At 73.7% G+C, this 21,215-nt stretch carries 26 protein-coding genes and 2 pseudogenes; 15 read left to right on the forward strand and 13 right to left on the reverse strand.

All coding sequences use genetic code 11. The features are described from left to right. Window positions 1-83: 83 nt before the first annotated feature. The 5 genes from ACFQ79_RS17320 to ACFQ79_RS17340 are packed head-to-tail and all read right to left on the reverse strand — an operon-like array spanning window position 84 to window position 3,162. Window positions 84-320, reverse strand: coding sequence for a DUF2630 family protein (locus tag ACFQ79_RS17320; RefSeq protein ID WP_383584120.1), 237 nt, complete (start codon window positions 318-320; stop codon window positions 84-86). Between the two features lie 18 nt (window positions 321-338). Beyond that, window positions 339-1,430 (reverse strand): endonuclease/exonuclease/phosphatase family protein, encoded by a 1,092-nt coding sequence (locus ACFQ79_RS17325; protein WP_383584122.1) that lies wholly within the window; start codon window positions 1,428-1,430, stop codon window positions 339-341. A gap of 4 nt (window positions 1,431-1,434) precedes the next feature. Next, window positions 1,435-1,872, reverse strand: coding sequence for a hypothetical protein (locus ACFQ79_RS17330; RefSeq protein ID WP_383584124.1), 438 nt, complete (start codon window positions 1,870-1,872; stop codon window positions 1,435-1,437). A 14-nt stretch (window positions 1,873-1,886) separates the two neighbouring features. Then, window positions 1,887-2,318: a hypothetical protein gene (locus ACFQ79_RS17335; protein WP_383584125.1), complete on the reverse strand. Its 432-nt coding sequence runs from the start codon at window positions 2,316-2,318 to the stop codon at window positions 1,887-1,889. 37 nt (window positions 2,319-2,355) lie between these two features. Then, on the reverse strand, window positions 2,356-3,162 hold the full coding sequence (locus tag ACFQ79_RS17340; RefSeq protein ID WP_383584127.1) for an alpha/beta fold hydrolase: 807 nt from the start codon (window positions 3,160-3,162) through the stop codon (window positions 2,356-2,358). Between the two features lie 85 nt (window positions 3,163-3,247). On the opposite strand from ACFQ79_RS17340, the gene ACFQ79_RS17345 reads away from it, so the two are divergent. The 5 genes from ACFQ79_RS17345 to ACFQ79_RS17365 all read left to right on the forward strand — a co-directional run bounded on the left by ACFQ79_RS17345 (window position 3,248) and on the right by ACFQ79_RS17365 (window position 7,563). Continuing rightward, window positions 3,248-4,588, forward strand: a complete 1,341-nt coding sequence (locus tag ACFQ79_RS17345) for a PLP-dependent aminotransferase family protein (protein ID WP_383584129.1) — start codon at window positions 3,248-3,250, stop codon at window positions 4,586-4,588. 68 nt (window positions 4,589-4,656) lie between these two features. Next, window positions 4,657-5,130: an RrF2 family transcriptional regulator gene (locus ACFQ79_RS17350; protein WP_383584245.1), complete on the forward strand. Its 474-nt coding sequence runs from the start codon at window positions 4,657-4,659 to the stop codon at window positions 5,128-5,130. A gap of 50 nt (window positions 5,131-5,180) precedes the next feature. Beyond that, complete coding sequence (locus ACFQ79_RS17355; protein WP_383584131.1) at window positions 5,181-6,554, forward strand: MFS transporter; 1,374 nt, start codon at window positions 5,181-5,183, stop codon at window positions 6,552-6,554. Continuing rightward, a complete protein-coding gene (locus tag ACFQ79_RS17360) occupies window positions 6,551-7,009 on the forward strand; it encodes a RidA family protein (RefSeq protein WP_383584133.1) in 459 nt (152 codons plus the stop codon). Before ACFQ79_RS17355 ends, ACFQ79_RS17360 begins: the two co-directional genes overlap by 4 nt. Window positions 7,010-7,158: 149 nt before the next feature. Then, complete coding sequence (locus ACFQ79_RS17365) at window positions 7,159-7,563, forward strand: hypothetical protein (RefSeq protein ID WP_383584136.1); 405 nt, start codon at window positions 7,159-7,161, stop codon at window positions 7,561-7,563. Here ACFQ79_RS17365 and ACFQ79_RS17370 read toward each other — a convergent pair. Continuing rightward, a complete protein-coding gene (locus ACFQ79_RS17370; RefSeq protein ID WP_383584139.1) occupies window positions 7,521-8,111 on the reverse strand; it encodes a hypothetical protein in 591 nt (196 codons plus the stop codon). The genes ACFQ79_RS17365 and ACFQ79_RS17370 overlap by 43 nt on opposite strands. 237 nt (window positions 8,112-8,348) lie before the next feature. On the opposite strand from ACFQ79_RS17370, the gene ACFQ79_RS17375 reads away from it, so the two are divergent. Both ACFQ79_RS17375 and ACFQ79_RS17380 read left to right on the forward strand, forming a co-directional pair. Next, a complete protein-coding gene (locus ACFQ79_RS17375; protein ID WP_383584141.1) occupies window positions 8,349-9,317 on the forward strand; it encodes an ATP-binding cassette domain-containing protein in 969 nt (322 codons plus the stop codon). After that, window positions 9,314-10,177 carry an ABC transporter permease gene (locus ACFQ79_RS17380; protein ID WP_383584144.1) on the forward strand — a complete coding sequence of 288 codons (864 nt, stop codon included), beginning with the start codon at window positions 9,314-9,316 and terminating at the stop codon, window positions 10,175-10,177. Before ACFQ79_RS17375 ends, ACFQ79_RS17380 begins: the two co-directional genes overlap by 4 nt. 10 nt (window positions 10,178-10,187) lie before the next feature. Here ACFQ79_RS17380 and ACFQ79_RS17385 read toward each other — a convergent pair whose 3' ends face one another. Then, entirely contained in the window at window positions 10,188-10,556 is a 369-nt protein-coding gene (locus ACFQ79_RS17385; RefSeq protein ID WP_383584147.1) for a VOC family protein, read from the reverse strand. Between the two features lie 173 nt (window positions 10,557-10,729). On the opposite strand from ACFQ79_RS17385, the pseudogene ACFQ79_RS17390 reads away from it, so the two are divergent. The 3 genes and pseudogenes from ACFQ79_RS17390 to ACFQ79_RS17400 form a co-directional block, all read left to right on the forward strand. After that, window positions 10,730-10,924 (forward strand): annotated as a pseudogene (locus ACFQ79_RS17390) (MerR family transcriptional regulator); the annotation flags it as partial. A gap of 223 nt (window positions 10,925-11,147) precedes the next feature. After that, window positions 11,148-11,216 (forward strand): hypothetical protein, encoded by a 69-nt coding sequence (locus ACFQ79_RS17395; RefSeq protein WP_383584247.1) that lies wholly within the window; start codon window positions 11,148-11,150, stop codon window positions 11,214-11,216. A 146-nt stretch (window positions 11,217-11,362) separates the two neighbouring features. Further along, window positions 11,363-12,001 (forward strand): annotated as a pseudogene (locus tag ACFQ79_RS17400) (PP2C family protein-serine/threonine phosphatase); the annotation flags it as partial. 10 nt (window positions 12,002-12,011) lie between these two features. Here the strand turns inward: ACFQ79_RS17400 and ACFQ79_RS17405 are convergent. The 3 genes from ACFQ79_RS17405 to ACFQ79_RS17415 are packed head-to-tail and all read right to left on the reverse strand — an operon-like array spanning window position 12,012 to window position 14,223. Then, window positions 12,012-12,440: a universal stress protein gene (locus ACFQ79_RS17405; protein WP_383584150.1), complete on the reverse strand. Its 429-nt coding sequence runs from the start codon at window positions 12,438-12,440 to the stop codon at window positions 12,012-12,014. Between the two features lie 52 nt (window positions 12,441-12,492). Beyond that, entirely contained in the window at window positions 12,493-13,131 is a 639-nt protein-coding gene (locus tag ACFQ79_RS17410; protein ID WP_383584152.1) for an FMN reductase, read from the reverse strand. A gap of 3 nt (window positions 13,132-13,134) precedes the next feature. Beyond that, window positions 13,135-14,223 carry an LLM class flavin-dependent oxidoreductase gene (locus ACFQ79_RS17415; protein ID WP_383584249.1) on the reverse strand — a complete coding sequence of 363 codons (1,089 nt, stop codon included), beginning with the start codon at window positions 14,221-14,223 and terminating at the stop codon, window positions 13,135-13,137. Between the two features lie 109 nt (window positions 14,224-14,332). On the opposite strand from ACFQ79_RS17415, the gene ACFQ79_RS17420 reads away from it, so the two are divergent. From ACFQ79_RS17420 to cobM, 3 genes are all read left to right on the forward strand, one after another. Next, entirely contained in the window at window positions 14,333-14,461 is a 129-nt protein-coding gene (locus tag ACFQ79_RS17420) for a DUF6126 family protein (protein ID WP_229312591.1), read from the forward strand. 85 nt (window positions 14,462-14,546) lie between these two features. Then, the gene (gene cbiE, locus ACFQ79_RS17425) at window positions 14,547-15,773 is read left to right on the forward strand and encodes a precorrin-6y C5,15-methyltransferase (decarboxylating) subunit CbiE (RefSeq protein ID WP_383584155.1); all 1,227 of its coding nucleotides are present in this window, start codon (window positions 14,547-14,549) and stop codon (window positions 15,771-15,773) included. Then, window positions 15,770-16,519, forward strand: a complete 750-nt coding sequence (gene cobM / locus ACFQ79_RS17430; RefSeq protein ID WP_383584157.1) for a precorrin-4 C(11)-methyltransferase — start codon at window positions 15,770-15,772, stop codon at window positions 16,517-16,519. The genes cbiE and cobM overlap by 4 nt, the downstream gene beginning before the upstream one ends. Window positions 16,520-16,683: 164 nt before the next feature. Here cobM and ACFQ79_RS17435 read toward each other — a convergent pair whose 3' ends face one another. Continuing rightward, window positions 16,684-16,758 carry a 50S ribosomal protein bL37 gene (locus ACFQ79_RS17435; RefSeq protein WP_015034725.1) on the reverse strand — a complete coding sequence of 25 codons (75 nt, stop codon included), beginning with the start codon at window positions 16,756-16,758 and terminating at the stop codon, window positions 16,684-16,686. Window positions 16,759-16,821: 63 nt separating this feature from the next. Between ACFQ79_RS17435 and ACFQ79_RS17440 the strand changes: the two genes are divergently transcribed. Continuing rightward, entirely contained in the window at window positions 16,822-17,535 is a 714-nt protein-coding gene (locus ACFQ79_RS17440) for a hypothetical protein (RefSeq protein ID WP_383584160.1), read from the forward strand. Window positions 17,536-17,846: 311 nt separating this feature from the next. Here ACFQ79_RS17440 and ACFQ79_RS17445 read toward each other — a convergent pair whose 3' ends face one another. Continuing rightward, on the reverse strand, window positions 17,847-18,980 hold the full coding sequence (locus ACFQ79_RS17445) for a cobalt-precorrin-5B (C(1))-methyltransferase (protein WP_383584163.1): 1,134 nt from the start codon (window positions 18,978-18,980) through the stop codon (window positions 17,847-17,849). 12 nt (window positions 18,981-18,992) lie between these two features. On the opposite strand from ACFQ79_RS17445, the gene ACFQ79_RS17450 reads away from it, so the two are divergent. Then, a complete protein-coding gene (locus ACFQ79_RS17450) occupies window positions 18,993-19,739 on the forward strand; it encodes a cobalt-precorrin-6A reductase (RefSeq protein ID WP_383584165.1) in 747 nt (248 codons plus the stop codon). On the opposite strand, the gene ACFQ79_RS17455 is transcribed toward ACFQ79_RS17450, so the two are convergent. Then, entirely contained in the window at window positions 19,708-21,111 is a 1,404-nt protein-coding gene (locus ACFQ79_RS17455; RefSeq protein ID WP_383584251.1) for a fibronectin type III domain-containing protein, read from the reverse strand. The genes ACFQ79_RS17450 and ACFQ79_RS17455 overlap by 32 nt on opposite strands. Window positions 21,112-21,215 lie beyond the last annotated feature (104 nt).

The following is a 21,215-nucleotide window of genomic DNA, read 5'->3' on the forward strand; positions in this document are numbered from 1 at the left end:
GCGGGATCGCCGGGCGGAATGCGCCGGACGGCTTCGGCGTGCGGCATCGGCGTCCGCCGTCGCGCCGCGCGTCGTGGCAGAGGTCAGCTGCGGTAGGACTCGACCTCGGTGGCCGGACGGAGGGTCGCCGTGTCCGGGTCCTCGCCGAATTCCGCCTTCGCTCTCCGCTGCCGCAGCAGGTCCCAGCACTGGTCCAGCCGGACCTCCAGTTCCGACAGCCGCGCGCGTTCCTCCGGGAGGAGGCCGCCCGTGCGCTGCCGTAGGGCGCGTTCCTCCTCGACGAGGGCGCCGATGTCGTCCAGGATCTCCTCGTTCTCCATGCCCTCAAGGGTGGACGATCAGCGCGGCCCGCGCAGGTCGAGATCCGCCAGGACCGCCCGGTGGTCGGAGCCGGGCAGGTCAGGGAAGCGCACCTCGCGGACGCTGAAGTCCCTCACCAGGACATGGTCGATCTGGACGAAGGGCGGCAGGGGAGGGCCCTCCATCGGCCACGTCGGCGTGCGGCTCCGGTCCGCCCGCCGTGCCGCGTCCTGGAGCCCGCCCGCCGCGAGGATCGCGCGGAAGGCGGCGTGGTCCTGCGAGGCGTTGAAGTCGCCCGCGACCAGCATGGGCCCGGTGCGCTGCGCCGCGACGGCGTCCTCCACCCGTCCCAGTTCCCGCTTCCACAGGGACACCTGCCCGGGCACCGGCGGCAGCGGGTGCGCCAGCTGGAGCCGTACCGGCACGCCCGCGATCTCCGCCGTGGCACCGGGCATGCCCATGGCCGCCGGGATCGTCCGCCCGTCGGTCAGCGGGTACGAGCTCAGCAGGATCGAGCCGACCGACCCCTCTCCCCGGACGGAGGCGTGGTGGGGCAGCGGACCGGCGAAGGTCTTCGTGAGGGTGGACCGGCAGGCGCTGTCGCACTCCGACACGAACACGAGCTGGGGGCGTTCCCGCCGCACCACCTCGACCAGGGATCCCGTGCCCTGGCCGAATTCGACGTTCGCCGCGAGGACCTTCACGCGCGTCAGCGGCAGCCCGTACGGGATGACGGTCTGCGGCATGTACGGCACGGTGCTCCAGGCGGTCGCGCCCAGCACCAGGACCGATACGAAGGTGAGCACCCGGCGCCGGGCCGCGGCCGCGAGGAGCAGGGCGAGGGCCGCGGGGACCGTGAGCCAGGGGAGGGCCGAGAGGAGTTGGGGGACGGGGGTCGTCGCGTCCGTGTCCAGGGCGCGGCAGGCCGAGATCAGGGCGGGCACCACCATGAGCAGCCCCGCGGCCCAGGCCGTGACGCGGTGCCTGGGCCGGAGGGGCGGCGGCCCGGAGGCCGGCCCCCGGGCCTGCTCCGGGGCAGTTTCGGGGCTCGGCTCGGGGGTCGCTCCGGCGGGGCTGCTGTTCACGGGTTCCGCCGTCTCCCCGTGCTCCGCCGTCTCGACTCGGTCCACCCCGTCAGTGTCGCAGGGCCTGCGCGATCTCCGCCTTCGGTTCGCCCGAGAGCGTCCGATTGCTGCGCGCCGTACCGGTCTTGGACTTCCCGGGTTCCACTCCGTCGATGCTCAGGACGACCGAGTCGAGGAGGTTCCCGTCCGCGTCGCGGAAGGTGACCATGACCGTGTAGTCGGCGTTCGCGTCCTTCGGGTTGGTCGCCGTGATCTCGGCGACCGTCCGGTCCCCGTCGGTGCTCGTCGGGCCGGCCTTCACGTCGCCGGTGGCGTTCACCCCGTCCTTGACCTCGTTCATCTTCTGCTCGGCGGCCGAGGCGACGGCAGCCGTGGCGGTGGAGACGATGTCGCCGGCCGTCTCCTTGACGGTGTCGCAGCCGGTGGCCGTGAGGGTGAGGGCGGTGGTGGCGGCCAGGGACAGGGCCGCTGCCGTGGTGCGTCTCATCGTCCGCCCGCCCCTCAGAGCTTCTCTTCGCGGCCGTACGCCTCGTCCGTCGCGAGCGCCCAGATCACGAAGACCGAGATGGCCATCGAGAACAGCGCCCACCACGGCTGGTACGGCAGGAAGAGGAACTGGAAGAGGAGGTTCAGGGAGGCGAGCGCGATACCGGCGACCCGGCCCCACTCCGCCCCCTTGAGGATCCCGAAGCCGGCGATCGCGACCACGATGCCGAGGATCAGGTGGATCCAGCCCCAGGTGGTGAGGTTGAACTTGAAGACGTAGTCGCCGACCCGGGTGTAGACGTCGTCCTCGGCGATGCCTGCGATGCCCTGGAAGACGTCCATGAAGCCGGTGACGAGCATGAGGACGCCCGCGAAGAGCGTGCCGCCGCTCGCCCAGGCGGCGGAGGAGGACGAGGGCCTGCGGGGTGGTGCCGTGTTCTGGCTCATGGACCCATCGTCGGAGCGTTCGTACCGTTCCGAACGTTCAGCTGGGCCGTACGAGTGAGCGGAGGTACTTCTCCAGTACGGCGTTGAACGCCTCGGGGCGCTCCAGGTTCGGCAGGTGCGCGGCCTCCTCGATCACGGCGAGCGTGGAGTGGGGGAGGAGCGCGTGCATGTCCTCCGCGTCCGCGACCGGGGTGTACGAGTCGTCCCTGCCGACCACGACGAGCGCGGGGAACGGGACCGTCGTCAGCGTCTTCCGGTAGTCCGGGCGCTCGGCCCGGCCCCGCAGGGCGGCGGCCGCGCCGGCCGGGTCGGTCGCGCACATCATGCGGTGCACGTGCGGGGCGGCGTGGGTGTTGTACGGGGCCACCATCCGGTCGAGCACCTCGTCGGCGTATCCGCGCATCGCCGCCGCGCCGTCCGCGATCAGCCGGTCGGCCATGGCGTTCCTCGCGGCCTTGCCCTGGTCGGTCTCGGCGGCGGGGAAGGTGTCGGCGAGGACGAGGCCCCGGACGCGCTCCGGGTGGCGGCGGTAGAGCTCCATGGCGATCTGGCCGCCCATGGAGAGGCCGGCGAGGACACAGTCGTCGATTCCCAGCTCGTCCAGGAGGTCGGTGAGGTCCTCGGCGAAGACGCCGAGATCGGTGGAGTGGGGGGACGCGCCGAGCGGCGTGGTGCCGTAGCCGCGCAGGTCGGGGGCGATCACGCGGTGCGTGCGCGAGAAGTGGTCGAGCTGGGGCTGCCACATCGTGTGGTCGAAGGGGTGGCCGTGGACGAGGAGGAGGGCGGGGCCCTCGCCCCTGTCCGCGTAGTGGATCTCGGCGTTGACGGTACGGGTGACGTCCATGTCCGCAGGCTAGGCAGCCGCAACTGCTCGGTGCAATAAGATCTTTGCTCTCGGTGCAATCGGTCTCACGGAGGGTGGGGGCGTCATGGAGGAGTACCGGAGGATCGCCGACCGGGTCGAGGCCGCCGTGCGGGACGGGCGGCTGCGCCCCGGTGACCGGCTGCCGCCGCAGCGCGTCTTCGCCCGCCGGCACGCCATCGCGAACTCGACGGCCATCCGCGTGTACGGCGAGCTCGCCCGGCGCGGTCTCGTCGTCGGGGAGGTCGGGCGCGGCACCTTCGTCCGGGCCGCGCCCCCGCTCCCGGGGCCCGCGCTCGCCGAGGCCACCGGCGCCGCACCCGTCGACCTCCAGCTCAACTACCCGTCCGCCGAAGGGCAGTCGGAGCTGATGGCGCGCGCCCTCGCCGCCCTCGCCCGGTCCGACGTCCTGGCCGATGCCGTCTCCCGGCCGGCCGCCGCCACCGGCACCCCGGAGGCCCGTGACGCGGCGGCGACCGTGCTCGCCCGGCCCGGCTGGGCACCCGACCCCGAGAGCGTGCTCTTCGCCGGGAACGGCCGGCAGGCCATCGCCGCCGCCCTCTCCGCCCTCGTCCCGGCCGGCGGCCGGCTGGGCGTGGAGTCCCTCACGTATCCCCTGGTCAAAGCGGTGGCGGAGACGCTCGGCATCCGGCTCGTCCCGCTCGCCCTCGACGAGGAGGGGGTGCGGCCCGAGGCGCTCGCGGCGGCCCACCGGGCGGCGCCGCTGGCCGCCGTCTACCTCCAGCCCACCCTGCACAACCCGCTCTCCTCGACCGCGGGGGAAGGGCGCCGGGCCGAACTGGCCGAGCTGCTGCGGAACCTGGACCTGACGGCGGTCGAGGACACCACCTGGGCCTTCCTCGTGCCGGACGCGCCCGCGCCGCTCGCCGCGCACGCCCCCGAGCGGGTCCTCCTCGTCGACAGCCTCTCCAAGCGCCTCGCCCCGGGTCTGACCGTCGGCTATCTCGTCGTCCCCGGACGGCTCCGCGCGGCGGTGGCGGACTCCCTGCGCTCCGGTGCCTGGACGGCGGGCGGGCTCGCCCTCGCGGCCGCCACCCGGTGGACCGGGGACGGGACGGTCGCGGAGGTGGTCGCGGCCAAGCGGGCCGACACGCGGGCCCGGCACGCCCTGGTCCGGAGCCGGCTCGCCGGGCAGACCGTCCGGACCTCCCCGTACGCGTACTACTGCTGGTGGGAGCTGCCCGCGCCCTGGCGGGCGGAGGCCTTCACGGCGGCGGCCGCCGCACGCGCGGGCGTGGCGGTCACCCCGGGCGGCGCCTTCGCGGTGGGCGGCCGGGACGGTGCGGGGGCGGCGCCGGACGCGATCCGGATCGGGCTCGCCTCCCCGCCGCGAGCGATGCTCGACGAGGCGCTGGGGCGACTGGCGGCGCTGGCGGCGGAGGTCTGAACGGCCCTCCTCCGCGGCCGCGTTCCTTGCGCTCCCTATCCTGGACATGTATGGTCCAGGATATGAAGATGAGCGAGGGCGTGGAATGGGCACTGCACAGCTGCCTGAACCTGGCCTGGATCGGGTCCGGGCGGGCGGTCACCGCCGCGCGTCTCGCGTCCTATCACGAGCTGCCCCCCGCCTATCTCAACAAGCAGCTCCAGGCGCTCGCCCGTGCCGGGATCGTCACCTCGGTCTCCGGGCCCAAGGGGGGCTTCCGGCTGGCGCGCGCGCTCGACCGGATCACGCTGATGGACGTCGTCGCCGCGGTCGAAGGCCCTGATGAGGCCTTCCGCTGCACCGAGATCCGCCAGAAGGGACCCGGCGCGGGGGCGCCGGAGACGTACGCCGCGGAGTGCGCCATCGCCGGGGCCATGGGGCGGGCCGACCTGGCCTGGCGCCGGGAGCTCATGGCCCAGACCCTGGACGACGTCCGGGCGCGGGCCGAACTCCAGGCACCGGCAGCGCCCGAACGGCTCCGCCGCTGGTTCGCCAACGCCTGACACGGCCGCCCTCCCGGTTGCGGGAGGGCTTCTGAAGGGGGTGATTCTGGATGTTAGATGTCCAGATTGAGAACGAGGGGACGGGGAAGGCGAAGGGCACGGCGCGCGGGGGGCAACCCGCGGTCGCCGCCGTGACGCTCGGCATCTTCACCGTCATGACCGCCGAACTGCTGCCGGTCGGACTGCTCACACCGGCCGCCGCCGACCTCGCCGTCTCCGAGGGCACCGCCGCCCTCATGGTGACCGTGCCCGGCCTCGTCGCGGCCCTCGCCGCACCGCTCGTCACCGTCCGCGCCGCCGGGGCCGACCGCAGGTCGCTCCTGGTCGCCTTCCTGCTCCTCGCCGCGGCCGCCAACCTCGTCTCGGGCCTCGCAGGACACCTCGCGGTCGTCCTCGCCGCCCGGGTCCTGCTCGGCATCGCCATCGGCGGCTTCTGGGCGCTGGCCGGCGGCCTCGCGCCCCGGCTCGTGCCCGCCGGCGCCGTGGGCCGGGCCACCGCCGTGATCTTCGGCGGCGTCTCCGCCGCCTCGGTCCTCGGCGTCCCCGCGGGCACCCTCCTGACCGAGCGGGCCGGCTGGCGCTGGGCGTTCGCGGCCACCGGGGTCCTCGCCCTGCTCGCGGCGGCCGCACTCCGGGCGCTGCTGCCGCGCCTGCCGGGAAGGGGCGCGGGAGCGGGAGCAGGAACGGGCGCGGGAGCGGGAGCGGGAGCGGGCGCGGGCGCGGGAGCGGAGAGGGGCGCGGCAGCGGACGCCGGCGTGGGTACGGACAGGGGCGCGGGCCCGGGGTCCGGCACCGCCGCCGTCCGCGCGGGCCCGGGGTCCGGCACCGCCGCCGCTCGCCCGGGCCCGGCCGCCCTCCTCGCCCTCCCCCGCCGCAACCGGCGCGTGCGGGCCGGGCTGCTGCTCACCCTCGCCCTCGTCACCGGGCACTTCCTCGCGTACTCCTTCGTCCGCCCGCTGCTCACCGACCACTCCGGGATCTCCGGCTCGCTCCTGGGCGCCCTGCTCCTCGGCTACGGCGTCGCGGGGGTCGCCGGGAACTTCCTCGTCGGCTCCCGTGCCGCCCGCTCCCCGGGCCGCACGCTCGCGGGCATCGCCGCCGCGCTCGGCACCGTCCTCCTCGCGGGCTTCCTCATCGGCGACTCGGCGATCGCGGGCGCCGGGCTGCTGCTCCTCTGGGGGCTCGCCTACGGCGGGGTCTCGGTCGCGCTCCAGTCCTGGTTCATGGCCGCCGCCCCCGACGACGTCGAGACGGCCACCGGTCTCAACGTGAGCGTCTTCTGCCTCGCGATCGCGCTCGGCGCCCTCCTCGGCGGGCTCCTGGCCGACGCGTACTCCCTCGACACGGTGCTCCTCGCGGGCGCCGCACTGACCCTGGCCGCGTTCCCCGTGGCCGTACTCTCCGGAAGGAACGATCACTCATGACCGCCCAGTCCTCCACCGCCGCCCAGTCCTCCACCACCGCTCGGACCGTCGTCGACCAGCGGGTCATCACCAACCCCGGCACCCTCCACGACCCGACCCCCTTCGGCTACAGCCACGCCGTGTCCGCGCCCGGCGAGCTCGTCTTCATCGGCGGTCAGTACGCCTCCGACGCGTCCGGCGCGCCCATCCCCGTCGACTTCGCCGCCCAGGTCGAGCTCTCGCTCATCAACCTGCGGCTCGCCCTCGAAGGCGTCGGCCTCGGTCCGGAACACGTCGTCCGCCTCGGCTCGTACATCGTCGACCACGACATGGCCAAGCTGGAGGCCCTCGGCAAGGGTCTGCACGCCCACTTCGGCGAGCGGCTGCCGGCCCAGACCCTCAGCGGCGTCGCTGCGCTCGCCCTGCCGGGCATGCTCTTCGAGATCGACGCGGTCGCCGTGCGCCCGGCCGCCTGACCTCACGGCCCCGACCCCACGCCCGGCCTCCGCCTCGCCCGCTCCCCACGCCCGGCCTCCGCCTGATCCACTTGCGGGGTGCCGGGCGCGGGTGTGCCCTTGAGGGTGCGGGAAGCAGCAGGGGGGCGAGAGACGAAGGAGCTCCTGCCATGGCCGCACACGCAGCGATACCCGTCCGGAAGCCGTTCAGCACGCACGGCCTGGCCACCCCGATCGTCATCGGTGTCCTGTACGGCCTCTACGCGGCGACCGTGGCCCGCCAGGGCGGCCCCACCACCCTGGGGCAGCTGTGGCTCGGCATCATCTCGGCCGTGGTCCTCGCCGCCGGGATCTACGTCCTCCGGCGCTACGGCCGCGCCCTGCCCCGCGAGGCACGGGCCGCCGCCTGGGCGTCCCTGACCGGCATCGCGGTCGGCTTCCTCTACAGCCTCTCGGGCGCCAGCGTCCTGTCGTCGAGCGGACTCGGACTGGCCTTCGGCGCGCTCAACGGCGCCGCCGCCTACTACCTCTTCTACACCCACGAGGACGCCGAAGGACGGCCCGCGCCGTACTGAGGGGCCCCACCCCCGGCAGGACCCCTCCCGCCGTCGCGGCGCCGGCCGTCGCGGCGGCGCCGGTGGTAGGCGACCGCCACGGCCGCGAGCAGCACCGGCCAGGCCAGGAGCGGCGCGTAGCAGACGACCAGCAGGGCGTCCTGCGCCGGTGTGGAGGGGGTACCGGGACCCAGGTCCGCGTACGCGGCGTACACGCCCCAGGCGACGATCGCGCACAGCCCGGCCACCCCGGCCAGGGCCGCGCCGGTCGCGGCGGCCGGGTTCACCCGGCGCCCGCCGAGGAACGGCATCCAGCGCGGGAAGACCTCGCCCCAGGGACGGACGAGCCCCAGGGTGAGGAAGGCGAGCAGTTCGGACACGAGGCTGAGGGAGACGACGTACAGGGACTCCCCCACACCCATGGCGTTCCACCCGGCGTCCTCCATGACCGGCAGCCCGGCGACGAGCGCGAGCCGCCACAGCCCTGACGGGAGGACGACGAGCGGAACGGCGTGGGCGGCGAGGGCGGCCCAACGGGGCACGTCGGGAAGGGCCTTGATTCTCATCATGGGACCAGCGTCCCGCCGGACCCCGCCCCCGGCCGTCGCCCCGGAGGCCGTTCCGCCTCCGCCGGGCGGGGGAGGCGCGCTCCTCCCGGAGGACGCCGCCACGCGGAAGAGCCACCGCCACGCGGAAGAGCCGCCTCCGCCGCTCTGGCGATCAGGCGGCGGTCGACGGAGACTGGGAGGAGCGCTCTCTTTCGCGCGCGTCTGCTCCGCGCCCTCTTCCCCCGGAGGATCCACGGTATGACCGACCTCGCCATCGAGACCGAGGGCCTGGTCAAGGTCTTCGGCAGCAACCGTGCCGTCGACGGCATCGACCTCCGCGTGCCCACCGGGACCGTGTACGGGGTCCTCGGGCCGAACGGCGCCGGCAAGACCACCGCCGTCAAGATGCTCGCCACCCTGCTCCGCCCCGACGCCGGCCGGGCCCGCGTCTTCGGCAAGGACGTCGTCAAGGACGCCGACACCGTGCGGGGCCGGGTGAGCCTCACCGGGCAGTACGCCTCCGTCGACGAGGACCTGACCGGTACCGAGAACCTCGTCCTGCTCGGCCGGCTGCTCGGCCACACCCGCCCCGCCGCCCGCGAGCGCTCCGCGCAGCTGCTCGCCGCGTTCGGGCTCGCGGAGGCCGCCGACAAGCAGGTCAAGAACTACTCGGGCGGCATGCGGCGCCGCATCGACATCGCCGCGTCCATCCTCAACACCCCCGACCTGCTGTTCCTCGACGAGCCGACCACCGGCCTCGACCCGCGCAGCCGCAACCAGGTCTGGGACATCGTCCGCGCGGTGGTCGCCCAGGGCACCACCGTCCTGCTGACCACCCAGTACCTGGACGAGGCCGACCAGCTGGCCTCCCGGATCGCCGTCATCGACCACGGCAGGGTGATCGCCGAAGGGACGAAGGGCGAGCTGAAGGCCTCCGTCGGCTCCGGCTCCGTGCACGTACGCCTCCGGGACCCCGAGCAGCGGCCCGAGGCCCGGCAGGTGCTCGTGGACGCCCTGAACGCCACCGTCCAGCTGGACGCCGACCCGGTCGCGCTCACCGCCACCGTCAACGGCCACGGGACGGACCTCGGCGCCGCCGAGCAGGCCGCGCGGGCCCTGGCCGAGCTGGCGCGGGCCGGGATCACCGTCGACAACTTCGCGCTGGGCCAGCCCAGCCTCGACGAGGTCTTCCTGGCACTGACGGACAGGAAAGGAACGGCGGCATGACCGTCACCACCGGCAAGGACACCCCGACGACCGACACGCTCGACTTCGTCGCCCCGAAGGCCGACGAACTCGCGGCGCTGCTCGTGGGCCACGCCCGCCCGCCGCGCCCCAGCGCGCTCTCCGCCTCGATGACCTTCGGCTGGCGGGCCATGCTGAAGATCAAGCACGTGCCGGAGCAGCTGTTCGACGTGACGGCGTTCCCGATCATGATGGTGCTGATGTACACGTACCTCTTCGGAGGTGCGCTGGCCGGCTCCGTCTCGTCGTACATCCAGTTCCTGCTGCCCGGCATCCTCGTGATGAGCGTCGTGATGATCACGATGTACACGGGGGTCTCGGTCAACACCGACATCGAGAAGGGCGTCTTCGACCGCTTCCGCACCCTGCCGATCTGGCGGCCGGCGCCGATGGTCGGCTATCTCCTCGGCGACGTCGTCCGCTATCTGATCGCCTCGGCCGTGATGCTGACCGTCGGCATGCTCATCGGCTACCGGCCCGACGGCGGGATCGTGGGCGTGCTGCTCGGGGTCGCGCTGCTCGTGGTCTTCTCGTTCGCGTTCTCGTGGATCTGGACCATGTTCGGACTGCTGCTGCGCAGCGAGAAGTCCGTCATGGGCGTCTCGATGATGGTGATCTTCCCGCTGACGTTCCTGTCGAACGTCTTCGTCGACCCGAAGACGATGCCGGGCTGGCTCCAGGCCTTCGTCAACAACAGCCCGGTGACCCACCTGGCGACGGCGGTGCGCGAACTGATGGCGGGCAACTGGCCGGCCGCCGACATCGCCTGGTCGCTCGGGTGGTCGGCGGTGCTCGTGCTCGTCTTCGGAGCGATCACCATGCGGCTCTACAACCGCAAGTGACGGACCGCTCCTACCCGCGCGGGGCGGTCTGCTGGACCGCCCAGCGGTTGCCGTCCGGGTCGGCGAAGAAGACGAACGAGCCCCACGGCATGTCGGCGATGTCGCTGACCGTGATCCCGCGCGCGGTGAGCTCGCGATGCGCCTCCTCGATGTCGGCGACGACCACCTGCATGTTGTCCAGGGAGCCCGGCGCCATCTCGGTGAGGCCCTTGCCGAAGGCGATCGAGCAGGCCGAGCCCGGCGGGGTCATCTGCACGAACCGGATGTCGTCGTTGACGGGCACGTCGTGGTCGGCGTGGAAGCCGACCTGCTCGTAGAAGGCCTTGGCGCGGTCGACATCGGTGACGGGGACGGCGATCAGTTCCAGCTTGATGTCCATGAAGGCATCATGCGACGGGAGCCGACCCGGCGCACGGCGTGCGCCGCCTGGTGGTTGACCTTCCCCCGCGGGGAAGGCACAGCATCGGGCGTGCCGGGCGGAAGGCCCGGTACAGGGAGGAGAATCGAGCTGTGCGCGACGAAGAGCCCAGGCCCGCGAACGTGTCCGGGCCGATGCTGACCATCGGGGACTTCGCCCGCGCCTCCCGGCTCTCCGCCAAGGCGCTGCGCCGCTACGACGAGCTCGGCCTGCTGCCGCCCGCCCGCGTCGACCCGTTCACCGGCTACCGCTACTACGCCGTGGAACAGCTCGAACGGGCCCGGCTGATCGCCTGGCTGCGCGGCATCGGCATGCCGCTCGCCGAGGTGGGACGGGTCTGCGCGCTGTACGCGTCGGACGCGTCGGGCGCGGCCCGCGCGATCCGCGGCTACTGGGCGCGGGTCGAGTCGGAGACCGCGGCGCGGCGGGATCTGGCGGCCTCCCTGGTGGACCGGCTGAAGGGACCCGCCGAGATGACCGAAGAGACGACCGACCAGACGACCGGTGAGACGACCGACCAGACGACCGACGAGACGGCCGACCAGACGACCGGTGAGACGACCGACCAGACGACCGGTGAGACGACCGACGAGACGGCCGACGGGGTGCGCGATCGGGTGACCGGGCGGGTGACCGGGCGGGTGGGCGCCGCGTACGCCGGGGCGGATGCCCGGGCGGCCACCGGGGTGCCCGGGCGACCCGCCTTCGTCCTGCGGACCGCCGTACGGCTCGACCGCGGCCTCGTCCGCGCCGCCCAGCAGGACGCGGCCCACGCGGGCCCGCACCTGCTGGCCGTCGCCGACGGGTACGGCCCCGAGGGCGAGCGGGCCGCGCTGGCCGCGGTCGGAGCGCTGGAGGCCGTACCGCCGCCGGCCCGCTCGGCGCGCGCCGGGGACGTGCTCAACACCCTGGAGGACGCGGTGCGCACGGCCGACGGCGCGGTCTCCGGACTCGCCGGGTCGGGCACGACCCTGACCGCGGCCGTGTGGACGGGCGGCCGTCTGGCCCTCGCACACGTGGGCGACTCGCGGGCGTACCTGCTGCGGGACGGCGCGTTCGTCCGCCTCACCCGTGACCACACCGTCGTGCAGGCCCTCGTCGACGCGGGCGAACTGGACCCGGCCGAGGCGGCGGACCGCCCCGACCGGGCGCTGCTCCTGAAGGCCCTGGACGGCGGGGACGTGCCGCCCGAGCCGGAGCTCGGAGTCCACGAGACGCGGCCCGGCGACCGCTATCTGCTGTGCACGGACGGCCTTTCGGCGGTCGCGGCGGCCGATGACATCCGCCGCGCGCTCGCCGCGGGCGTCGGTCCGGACGAGGCGGCGGAGGCCCTGGTCGCGCTGGCGCGGGACCTGGGCGGCCCGGACAACGTGGCGTGCGTGGTGGCGGACGTGGTGCCCGCCTGAGGACGCCCCGTCAGTCCCCCGCGCCCCGTACGACCACCACCGGGCACGGGGCGTGCTGGGTCACCCTGGTGGAGACGGAGCCCAGGACCGCCGCCTTGAAGCCGCTGTGGCCGCGGTCGCCGACGACCAGCAGGGACGCGCCCTCGGCCTGGTCGATCAGGGCCTGGGCCGGGTTGCCGCTGACGACCGTCCGGGTCACGCCGGCGGCGACGGCCGGGTCGAGTGCCTCGGCCAGGGACTCGTCCAGGGACTGCTCGGCGAGCATCTGGGGGTTGAAGTCCGGCGGCACCCCGGGCGCCGCCGCCCAGGACGCCGGGTACTCCCATCCGATGACCGCCTGGAGGGAGTCCCCGGTGAGGGCGGCCTGCCCGGCCGCCCACCGCAGCGCCTTCAGGGACGGTTCCGAGCCGTCCACGCCCACCACGATCCTGCCGGCCATCGCCGACCTCCGTTCGTTGTCGGGAACCCTCCCCCACAACGTAACAAAAGGATCAATCCAGTCGCAGATCGGCCAATTGCTTCTCGAACGGGACGACCTCGTCGTCGTCGAGCCGCCGGGACGGCCGGGCCGCGACCGTGTCCGCGAACTCGTTCCCGGCCCGGGTGATCCGGGTGGGCAGCCCCTCGCCCCATCCCGTCGGGGAGGCCTCGCCGCCGCCGGTGCCCCAGTCCTCCGACGCCGCGTAGACGGCGGTCGGTACGACGAGCGCCCGCAGATAGGCGAAGAGCGGCCGCAGGGCGTGGTCCAGGACGAGCGAGTGCCGGGCGGTGCCGCCGGTCGCCCCGATGAGGACCGGGGTGCCGGTCAGCGCGGCCGGATCGATCAGGTCGAAGAACGACTTGAACAGACCGCTGTACGAGGCGGTGAAGACCGGGGTCACCGCGATGACCCCGTCGGCGCCGGTCACCGCGTCGATCGCGTCCTGGAGCCGCCCGGAGGGGAAGCCGGTCACGAAGTTGTTCGCGATGTCCACGGCCAGGTCGCGCAGTTCGACGACCTGGACGTCGACGGCGTACTCCTGCTCGGTGAGCCGGTACCGCGCGGCCTGGAGGAGCCGGTCGGTGAGCAGCCGGGTGGAGGAGGGAGAGCTGAGGCCGGCGGAGACGGCGACCAGCTTCAGGGTCTGCATGGCTTACGACTCCTTCTGCGTACGGGTCTTGAGGACGGCCGGGTGGAGCGGCGCCGTGTCCGGGACGCCGGCCGGGCGCAGGTTGGCGAACTCCTTGCGGAGCACCGGCACGACCTCCTCGCCGAGGATGTCGAGCTGCTCCAGGACGGTCTTGAGCGGCAGTCCCGCGTGGTCGACGAGGAACAGCTGGCGCTGGTAGTCGCCCACGTAGTCGCGGAAGGACAGGGTGCGCTCGATGACCTCCTGCGGGGAGCCGACGGTCAGCGGGGTCTCCCGGGAGAACTCCTCGAGGGAGGGGCCGTGGCCGTAGACCGGCGCGTTGTCGAAGTACGGACGGAACTCCCGTACCGCGTCCTGCGAGTTCTTGCGCATGAACACCTGGCCGCCGAGGCCGACGATCGCCTGCTCGGGCGTGCCGTGGCCGTAGTGGGCGTACCGCTGGCGGTAGAGGCGGACCATCTTCTCGGTGTGCTGCTTGGGCCAGAAGATGTGGTTCGCGAAGAACCCGTCGCCGTAGTAGGCCGCCTGCTCGGCGATCTCGGGGGAACGGATGGAGCCGTGCCAGACGAACGGCGGGACGTCGTCGAGCGGGCGCGGGGTGGAGGTGAAGCCCTGGAGGGCGCTGCGGAACTTGCCCTCCCAGTCGACCACGTCCTCCCTCCACAGCTTGTGGAGGAGCGCGTAGTGCTCGATGGCGAGCGGGATGCCCTGCCGGATGTCCTGACCGAACCACGGGTAGACGGGGCCGGTGTTGCCGCGGCCCATCATCAGGTCCACACGGCCGTCGGCGAGGTGCTGGAGGGTCGCGTAGTCCTCGGCGATCTTCACCGGGTCGTTGGTGGTGATCAGCGTGGTCGAGGTGGAGAGGATCAGGTTCTCCGTGCGGGCGGCTATGTGCCCGAGGAGGGTGGTGGGGGAGGAGGGCACGAACGGCGGGTTGTGGTGCTCACCGGTCGCGAAGACGTCCAGCCCGACCTCCTCGGCCTTGAGCGCGATGGCGACGGTGTTCTTGATCCGCTCGTGCTCGGTGGGGGTGCGGCCAGTGGTGGGGTCGGTCGTCACGTCGCCGACGGTGAAGATCCCGAACTGCATCGTGCTCACCTCTCGCGTTCCTGGTGCCTGGCGGCTAGTGGTTGAAGCTTAAACTATCAGGCTCAACGGTGCCACCCCTCCGTCTATTCCGGCCCGTACTCTGGGGCGCATGACCGATCTGGAGCGCTGGAAAGAGCGCGGCGTGATGCTCCGCGTCTTCGTCTACGTCTTCGCGACGCACGCGTTCGCCGGCTTCGTCTGGATCCTGTTCTACGTCGGGCAGAACGCCCAGAAGTAGGAGCCGCCCAGAGGCCCGCGCGCGGGTTCCCCAGTGGGGCCCGCCACGTACCGCCGGAAAGCGGCCCTCACGTAAAGTCGCGCAGGTGAACGGTGCGATAGCGGTCGTCGGAATCGGCGCGGACGGCTGGGACGGGCTCCCCGAGAACTCCCGCCGTGTCCTGCGGACCGCCGAGGTCCTGATCGGCGCCCCCCGCCAGCTCGGCCTCCTCCCCGGCGGCGACTGCCCCGGCGAGCGCGTCACCTGGCCCTCTCCGCTCCGCCCCGCCGTCCCCGGACTGCTCGCCGCCCACCAGGGCCGGACGATCGCCGTCCTCGCCAGCGGCGACCCCTCCTTCTACGGCATCGGCCGCACCCTCGCCGAGACCGTCGGCGCCGACCGCCTCCGGATCCACCCGCACCCGTCCTCCGTCTCGTACGCCGCCGCCCGCCTCGGCTGGCCCCTGGAAGCCGTCGAGACCGTCTCGCTCGTCGCCCGGCCCCTCGCCGCGCTGTCCGCCGCGCTCCACCCCGGGCGCCGGCTCCTCGTCCTCGGCGAGGGCCCCGGGACTCCCGCGCGGGTCGCGGCCCTGCTCCGGGAGACCGGCTGGGGCGGCACCCGGATCCGGGTCCTGGAGCAGCTCGGCGGGGACCGCGAGCGGGTCCTCGACGGGACCGCCGCCGACTGGCCGTACGAGCGGACCGACGCGCTCCACGTGCTCGCCCTCGACTGCGAACGGGACCGGGACGCGCTGCGGCTCGGCACGGTGCCGGGCCTGCCGGACGAGGCGTACGAACACGACGGCCAGCTCACCAAGCGGTACGTGCGCGCCGCCACCCTCGCCGCCCTCGCACCCGCGCCCGGCGAACTCCTCTGGGACATCGGCGGCGGCTCCGGCTCCATCGGCATCGAATGGATGCGGGCCCACCGCTCCTGCCGGGCGGTCGCGGTCGAGAAGTCGGAGGAACGGGCGGCGCGGATCACCCGGAACGCCGACCGCCTCGGCGTGCCCGCCCTCCGGGTGGTGACGGCCTCGGCCCCCGACGGTCTCGCCGGTCTCCCGGCCCCCGACGCCGTCTTCATCGGCGGCGGCCTCACCGCCCCCGGCCTCCTCGACGCCTGCTGGGACGCGCTGCCCGCAGGCGGCCGGCTCGTCGCGAACACCGTGACGCTGGAGTCCGAGGCGCTGCTCGCCGACCGCTACCGCCGCCACGGCGGCGAACTGGTCCGGCTCGCCGTGGCCGCCGCCGTCCCCGTGGGCGGCTTCACCGGCTGGCGCCAGGCGATGCCGGTCACGCAGTGGTCCGTAACGAAAGGTTCTGAAGAGCGATGACCGTCTACTTCATCGGCGCGGGTCCCGGCGCGGCCGACCTGATCACCGTGCGCGGCGCGCGGACGCTCGCGACGTGCGGGGTGTGCCTGTACGCGGGCTCCCTCGTCCCGACCGAGCTGCTCGCCGAGTGCCCGCCGGACGCGCGGCTCGTCGACACGGCGCGGATGGACCTGGACCAGATCGTCGCCGAGATCGCCGCCGCCCACGAGGCCGGCCAGGACGTGGCCCGGCTGCACTCGGGCGACCCGTCGGTGTTCAGCGCGATGGCCGAGCAGATGCGCCGCCTCGACGCGGCCGGCATCCCGTACGAGGTCGTCCCCGGCGTCCCGGCCTTCGCCGCCGCCGCTGCCGCGCTGAAGCGGGAGCTCACGGTCCCGACGGTCGGCCAGACGGTCATCCTCACCCGCATCGCCCAGCAGGCCACGCCCATGCCCGAGGGCGAGGACCTGGCGACCCTGGGCCGCAGCGGCGCGCTGCTCGTCCTGCACCTGGCAGCGCGGTACGTGGACCGGGTCGTCGCCGAACTCGTCCCCCACTACGGCACGGACTGCCCGGCGGCGGTCGTGGCGATGGCCAGCCGCCCCGACGAGATCGTGCTGCGGGGCACGCTCGAGGACATCGCGGCGCAGCTGAAGGAGGCCGGCATCACGAAGACGGCCGTCATCCTGGTCGGCCGCACGCTGGCCGCATCGGAGTTCCGCGACAGTCACCTGTACGACCCGGCACGCGACCGCCACACCTGCTGACGCGCCTGCCTGTCCGCCTGTCTCCCTGTCCGCCTGTCTTCCTGTCCGTCTGCCGAGGCGTGCCGACGCCTGTCGGTGTCGCCGGCGCACGGACGCGCCGGGGCCCCGGGGAGTCCGATCCCCGGGGCCCCGCGCGTGGACGTCAGGGCTCCGACGTCGTGCGGTCAGGCGTTGGGACGCTTGCCGTGGTTCGCGTTCTTCTTCTTGCGGGCGCGCCTCTTGTTGCCTCGCTTGGCCATGGGGCTCCCTCTCGCTACGGGGGTGATGTGCTGGTAAGCCTAGGTTCGTGACCCGGGGGCCGCATGTCGGCCGTCAGAGGCATGCGGTCTCATGGAGACGTGACTGTCTACGACGTGGCCCGGGCGCTGCCGGGCATCGAGGAACTGCGCGACCACAGCCGGGGGCTCGCGATGGTGGAGGCCGTGCTGAGCCCGGAGTGGGAGAGCCGGTACTACTCCTTCGACGCCTACTGGTCGGAGACCGAGCAGCTGGCGTCGATGAAGGACGGCCAGGGCGGCGAGTACACGATCGTCCTGTCCGAGGCGGGTGCCTTCGCGCGCGGCTTCGACCACGAGTCGCCGATGAGCCCGTACGGGGCCGTCGCCGACGGGGAGACCTGGCCCGGGGTGCTCGACGGGGTCCCGGAGGCGTTCCGGGAGTACCTGACGGAGCCCGCCTTCACGGACGAGGACGGGATCCACGTGACCACCGCGTGTCTGTGGCGCGAGACCGCCGACACGGCCTGGCACACGGGCCCGGTCGAGTTCACCGACCTGGAGGACCAGGAGGACCCGGACGGCTCCGGCGGCCTCTTCCACCACCTGACGGACCGCTCGGCGGAGGCGTACGCGGAGTGGGCGTCGGACTACTACGAGCGGTCGGTCGACCTCGACGCGGTCCGGCACGTCCTCGCCCTGCGCCCGCTGACGGCGGAGATCGTCGCCGCCCTCAACCCGGAGGTGACGCTCGCGGACCTCGCCGAGGACGCACAGGAGATCGGCTACCCCACGGCCTGACGAGCGCGGACGGCGAAGGAGCCGCACGTGGTGACCGCCCGGCCCGGCCCCCGCCGAGGACCGCCGAAGGGCCGCCCGTTCCCGCCACCGCCAGGGCCCGGCGGTGGGCCGCCCGTTCCCGCCACCGCCGGGGGCCGGCTGTCGCGCGGCTCCGTCCGGCCGGGCGACGGCCGGCCAGGAACCGCCCTGTCCCGGCGCAGACGGCCGGCCAGGAACCGCCCTGTCCCGGCGCAGACGGCCGGCCAGGAACCGCCCTGTCCCGGCGCAGACAGGCCTGCCAAGGGCCGGCCTGTCTCGCCGCAGGCCGTCGGCTAGGAGCCGGCCGGTCCCTTCGCCGTCGACCGGCCCACCACCGTCCCCGCCCGGTCGATGCAGATCACGTCCACCGCCACCGGGGCGCCCCTGAGCACCTCCAGGGCCTCGTCGCGGGCCCGGGCGGCCACCAGGTCGCCCAGCGGCACGTGCGCGGCCTCGCAGAGGCGGAGGGCCGCAAGGCCCGTGTTCGCCCCGGCGATCTCCGCCGCGAGGGACTCCGACGCGCCCCCCGCGCGGGCCAGCTCCGCCAGGAAGCCCTTGTCGACCTGGGAGCGGGCCGAGTGGAGGTCCAGATGGCCGGCGGCCAGCTTGGAGAGCTTCGCGAAGCCGCCGCAGATCGTGAGGCGGCCGACGGGATGGCGGCGGATGTACTTGAGGACCGCGCCCGCGAAGTCGCCCATGTCGAGGAGCGCGATCTCCGGCAGGTCGTAGAGGGCCGCGACGGTCCGCTCCGACGTCGAGCCCGTGCAGCCCGCCACGTGCGTCAGACCGCCCGCGCGGGCCACGTCCACGCCCCGGCGGATCGAGTCGATCCACGCCGAGCACGAGTACGGGACCACGATCCCCGTCGTACCGAGGATCGACAGGCCGCCCAGGATGCCGATCCGGGGGTTCCAGGTGGAGCGGGCGATCTCGGCGCCGTCGTCGACGGAGACGGTGATCTCGACGTCACCGCTCCCGCCGTGCCGGGCCGCCACCTGCGCCACGTGCTCCCGCATGAGCTGCCGGGGCACCGGGTTGATCGCCGGCTCGCCGACCTCCAGGGGCAGGCCGGGCAGGGTGACCGTGCCGACGCCGTCACCGGCCCGGAAGACGACGCCCGCGCCGGCCGGCAGGAGCCGTACCGTCGAGCGGATCACGGCGCCGTGCGTGACGTCCGGGTCGTCCCCCGCGTCCTTGGTCACGGCTGCCATGGCCGTACCGGCGCCGGCGTCGAGGGACTCCGCCGTGAGCGCGAAGGACGGCGTCTGGCCCTTCGGCAGTGTGACGGTCACCGGGTCCGGGAAATCGCCGGTCAGGAGCGCGGTGTACGCGGCCGTCGTCGCCGCCGTCGCGCAGGCACCCGTCGTCCACCCCGGGCGGAGACCCGTGTGCTTGAGTTGGGCCTCACGCCCGCCGCCTGAAGTCACGAAGAGGCTCCTGTGCACATACTCATTCTCGGGGGGACCACCGAGGCCCGCGCCCTGGCGGGACTGCTGCACGCCGAGGCCCGGGTCACCAGTTCCCTCGCGGGGCGGGTGGCGAGCCCGAGGCTGCCCGAGGGCGAGGTGCGGATCGGCGGGTTCGGCGGCGTCGACGGGCTCGTGGAGTGGATCGGCGGGCACGCCGTGGACGCGGTCATCGACGCCACGCATCCCTTCGCCGAGCGGATCAGCTTCAACGCGGCCCGGGCGGCCGCCACCGCCCATGTTCCCCTGCTGGCGCTGCGCCGACCCGGCTGGGTCCCGGGGGAGGGCGACGACTGGCGCTCCGTGGCCTCCCTGGAGGCGGCGGCCGGGGCCCTCGGCGGCCTCGGCGAACGGGTCTTCCTGACGACCGGCCGGATGGGCCTCGCGGCCTTCGCGGACCGCCGGGAGTGGTTCCTGGTCCGCTCGGTGGACGCCCCGGAGGCCCCGATGCCGGCCCGCACGGAGATCCTCCTCGACCGGGGGCCGTTCACCCTGGACGGGGAGCGGGAGATCCTGGCCCGCCACCGGATCGACGTCCTGGTGACGAAGGACAGCGGCGGCGCGGCGACCGCCCCGAAACTGGCCGCGGCCCGCGAGGCGGGCCTCCCGGTCGTCGTGGTCCGGCGCCCCCCGGTCCCGGAGGGCGTACCGGTGGCGGCGACCCCGGAGGAGGCCGCCGCCCGGGTGCTCAGCCGTCGCTGGGAGTGCCGAGTTCGGTGACCTCGACCCAGTTCACGCGCGGGTCCGTCGCCTCGATGACGTTGTTCCAGGTGTCGATGGCGACGACGCCGTAGAGCACGGTCTCGCCGTCGGCCGCGCTGCCGTGGAGGAACGACGTCGCGTGCTCCGTGAGCTCCGTGACGGAGTGGGCGATCCAGCCCGTGGTGCCCTCGCCGTCGTCGTACCACTCGGCCTTGTAGACCTTGTAGAGCTTGATGTCGTCCTCGGGGCCGGGCGTCCACTCCAGGAGCACGCCGTCCTCGCGCGGGGTCGCCCTGAGGCCGGTGACCGGCGCGGGGGCGACGAGGTCGCCCCGGGTCGTGAGGGTGGTCGTGGCGGCGGCGGACACGTTGCCGGCCCGGTCCACGGCCTTGACCGTGTACCGGTACGTGGTGCCGGGGTCGACCCACGGCTGGACGTGCTTCGTGCCGGTGACCGTGGCGACGAGCTCGTCACCGACGTAGACCCGGTAGGCGGCCACGTCCTTGGCGGTGGGGGCGGTCCAGGTGAGGACGGCGCCCGAGGTGTCGTTCTCCACCGCCGTCAGGGACGTGGGCGCTGCCGGGGCCGTGCGGTCGACCGTGGTGACGGTGAGGTCGGTGCCGCCCCAGGACTCGTTGCCGGCCTTGTCCACGGCGCGGAGCTCGTAGAGGAACGATTCGCCGGTGGCCGGCGGGGAGTTCACGTACGAGGTGCCGGTGATCAGGGCGGTGGCGCTGCTGACCCTGGCCCAGGCGGTGGTGGGGAGCCGCCGGTAGAGGCGGTACCCGGCGTGGTCCATCTCCTTGTTGGCGGCCCACTTCACGGTGACCTTGTTGAGCGCGCCGTCGTACGCGAGGGACGCGCCGGCCGGCGCGAGCGGGCGGACCTTGTCGACGGCGGCCGACGTGTTCGGCGTGTAGCCGAACTTGACGTTCGCGGCGCCCCGCCAGGCCGCGTAGTACACGCTGACGGTGTGCCGGCCCGCCGGGATCGTCACGGCGACGGCCTTCTTCTGCGTGGTGGAGACGTCCTTCCACAGGTCGATCCTGCGCACGCCGTCGACGTGGACGCGGATGCCGTCCTGCGCCTCCGCGGCGAGTGTGAAGGGACCGCCGGAGCCGAAGTCCCTGGTGACGGACCAGCGGACGGAGAAGTCGTCCTTGGGCAGCCGTCCGCCGGCCGGGTCGCCGGAGCCGTAGTTCTCGGCGATGACGCTGTCGCACGACGTCAGTTTCGGGGTGCCGCTGAAGGTGGAGTTGGCGAAGAACTCCGCCTTCCACACGGGGGCCGCGCAGGAGACGGCGGCGGCGGCCGGGGTGGCGGTCAGCAGACCGCCGGAGGCGGCGAGCGCGGCCGTCGTGGCCAGGGCGCTCAACCGGTTACGAGTCATCACAGAGAGAGGGCCCTTTCCGGACCTGCGGGAGACAGGTGATGGGGTGCGGACTCGTGGGGGAGCCGGGCGGTCCGGGTGGGGCCGGGTCACCGCCGGATGCG

This window comes from Streptomyces sp. NPDC056480, from assembly GCF_042795405.1.
Taxonomy (GTDB): Bacteria; Actinomycetota; Actinomycetes; order Streptomycetales; family Streptomycetaceae; genus Streptomyces.